The organism is Endozoicomonas sp. SESOKO2 (assembly GCF_024606245.1).
In the GTDB taxonomy this organism is placed as follows: domain Bacteria; phylum Pseudomonadota; class Gammaproteobacteria; order Pseudomonadales; family Endozoicomonadaceae; genus Endozoicomonas_A.
On record NZ_JAHHPQ010000242.1, the window covers coordinates 1 to 2,431 of the forward strand.

The window sequence follows — 2,431 nt, forward strand, 5'->3', positions numbered from 1 at the left end:
AGAATGAAAGTTCAAAACATTGAGGTCATTGGAACAAAGAAAAAACAGCGCCCTGGTCGGGGAAAATGCTTTGTGCGATTATTGTTGTAAAGAGTACTTCTCATGGTTCTCAGTCTTTAGTGGATTTGCGCTCATCCGACCATCCATCTTTCCATTCTTCCCACAAAGTTCAGTAATTCTTGCTTTGTTATAACTAACGGTCAACACGTACCGGCTATCGGCGCTGAAGGTGGCTGAGGTGATTGCACCATTGTGTTGAATGGTGGCTTTTTCTACCCATGTTCCATCGTCTCCCAGACCATAAATTTTCGCCGTTTTGTCTTCACTGGCGGTCACCACAAGACAACCATCGGCACTGAAGGTGGCTGATTGGACGCAATCTTTGTGGGCAATGGTGGCTTTTTTTACCCATGATCCCTCGCCATTCCGGCCATAGATGTTTGCCGTTCCATCATAACTGGCAGTCACCACATGGCGACTATCGGCGCTGAAGTTGAACGAGGTGATCATGTCCTTGTGTTTAATAGTGGCTTTTATTAACCATAATCCACTGTCCTGCTGGCCAGAGATGTTTGCTGTTCCATCAAAACTGGCAGTCACCACATGGCGGCTATCGGGGCTGAAGTCGGCTGAGTAGATAGAATGAAGATGAGAAATTATGGTTACTTCTTTCCATGAACCATCGTCTTGCAAGTTAAGAATTTTCGCCTTGCAATCTCCACTAGTGGTTACCAGGTGACGGCCGTTGTCGCTGAAGGTGCTTGAGAGGATCATCTTCTCATGGGTAATGGTAGCTTTATCTTCCCATGATCCATCGTCCCTCTCACCATAGATTTTTGCAGAGTTATTGAGGTTTAAGATCAGCGAATGACGTCCATCGCAGCTTAAACTGGTATACTTGACCAAGTGATCATGATTATATTTAATGGTGGTTTTTTCTTCCCATGATCCATCGTCAGTCTGAACGCAGACTCTGAAAGTCCTGTCTTTATTGAAGCTCAAAACACGACGGCCATCAGCGCTGAAGCTGGCCGATATCACCGGAGAAAGATGGCTGGTAGTGTATTTTGCTTCCCATGATCCATCTGTCTGGCCATAGATTCTCACCCGATCATCACTGGCGGTCAACACATGGCGGTCATCAGCGCTGAAGGTGGCTGATTTAACCAATCCAGCATGGGTAATGGTGTCTTTTACTGCCCATGATCCATCGTCCTCCTGACCATAGATTTTCGCAGTGTTCATGTCATCTCCACCGGCGATCAACAAATGATGGCCATCGGAGCTGAAGCTGGCGGAACAGACACGGCCATTCAGGTTAATAGTGGGTTTTACTTTCCATGTTCCATCGGTTTCCTGGTCACAGATTTTCACTGCATTATTCAAACCGACGGTCACCAAGTGGCGGCTATCGGCGCTTAAAGTGGCTATGGGGATACCGTGATGATTGGTAATTTCGGTTTTTGTCTCCAGGTTCAATACTTCACATTGAGACATCAGTTTATTTTTGGTGAAAAGGATCAGTGCGGGGAAGTAAGCGTTATCTCGTTTTTTTACGAGTGACTTGACAGTGCCCGTATTCGCAAATGGCCTCAACCAATCACTGAGTTGTTGATCATCTTTTGCCGTAAAGATTGTTTTCAGTTGATATTGGTGTGGGGCAGGAAACCGGCGATACCATGCCCTTTCCAGAGCTCTGTTACTTTCAACAAGAGCGCGAAGATATTTGCATACCTTTGCTAATCGGGTAATCTCCCGCAAACCCAAATAGCGAATAATCATAGATTCTGGTATGTCGGGCAAATCGAGTAACAAAGATTTATTTTTGTAAGATGCAGTGACGTCCCTGCCTGCAATAACACCTGTTGGTGTTTCCTCCGGTCGGGGTTGCTCAGGTTTTGGCGAGAATAAACTGTCAATGCTGGAATTGCTGCTTGTAGAGTGCATGCCTGCTCCTTCAATGCTCCAAAGTCGTTATTGATCCTCAGTTAGAAAGGACATTTAAAACTGATTGAAAGGTTAGAACCGGTTTGGGAATGAAAGTTCACAAATTTGGGGTCAGTGAAACCAGCCTGCCAAGGGCGAGTCTTTAATGGCGCAGTCGAAGCAGGTTGATGACTTCGTACTGCCACATGGGCATTAAGACCTGTTTGCTGAAGAAGATTTCCTTCCATGTCTTTTTATCATCGGTTAACCCGCGGCAGGTGATAGACAGATGGACGTGAACATTGCACTTCAGATCATGCCCAAACGTTTACAGTGCCTTTCCCTCCTGAGCCTGTGACAAGCAGACATCAATCTCTTGGCTTTGCATCATCAAGCTTTCGTTTTCGGTGTTGCCTTCTGTGAACCGAAAAGGCTTTCGCGTTTGGCTGAGTCTTCTGGCACTCTGGGCAGGTTCGCTCTGAGGTGTGATCTTTTCTTTTGTGAG

General features: G+C 46.1%; 1 protein-coding gene and 1 pseudogene. Both read right to left on the reverse strand.

The features are described from left to right. Nucleotides 1-78: 78 nt before the first annotated feature. Nucleotides 79-1,947, reverse strand: coding sequence for an F-box/WD repeat-containing protein (locus KDK17_RS05845; RefSeq protein ID WP_257287575.1), 1,869 nt, complete (start codon nucleotides 1,945-1,947; stop codon nucleotides 79-81). A gap of 142 nt (nucleotides 1,948-2,089) precedes the next feature. Continuing rightward, a pseudogene (locus tag KDK17_RS19480) lies at nucleotides 2,090-2,242 on the reverse strand (transposase); the annotation flags it as partial. Between the last annotated feature and the right edge of the window lie 189 nt (nucleotides 2,243-2,431).

What these genes read in the sequence shown, in the direction of transcription:
- KDK17_RS05845 (WP_257287575.1), bottom strand. Translation starts at nt 1,947, where the DNA reads ATGCACTCTACAAGCAGCAATTCCAGCATTGACAGTTTATTCTCGCCA.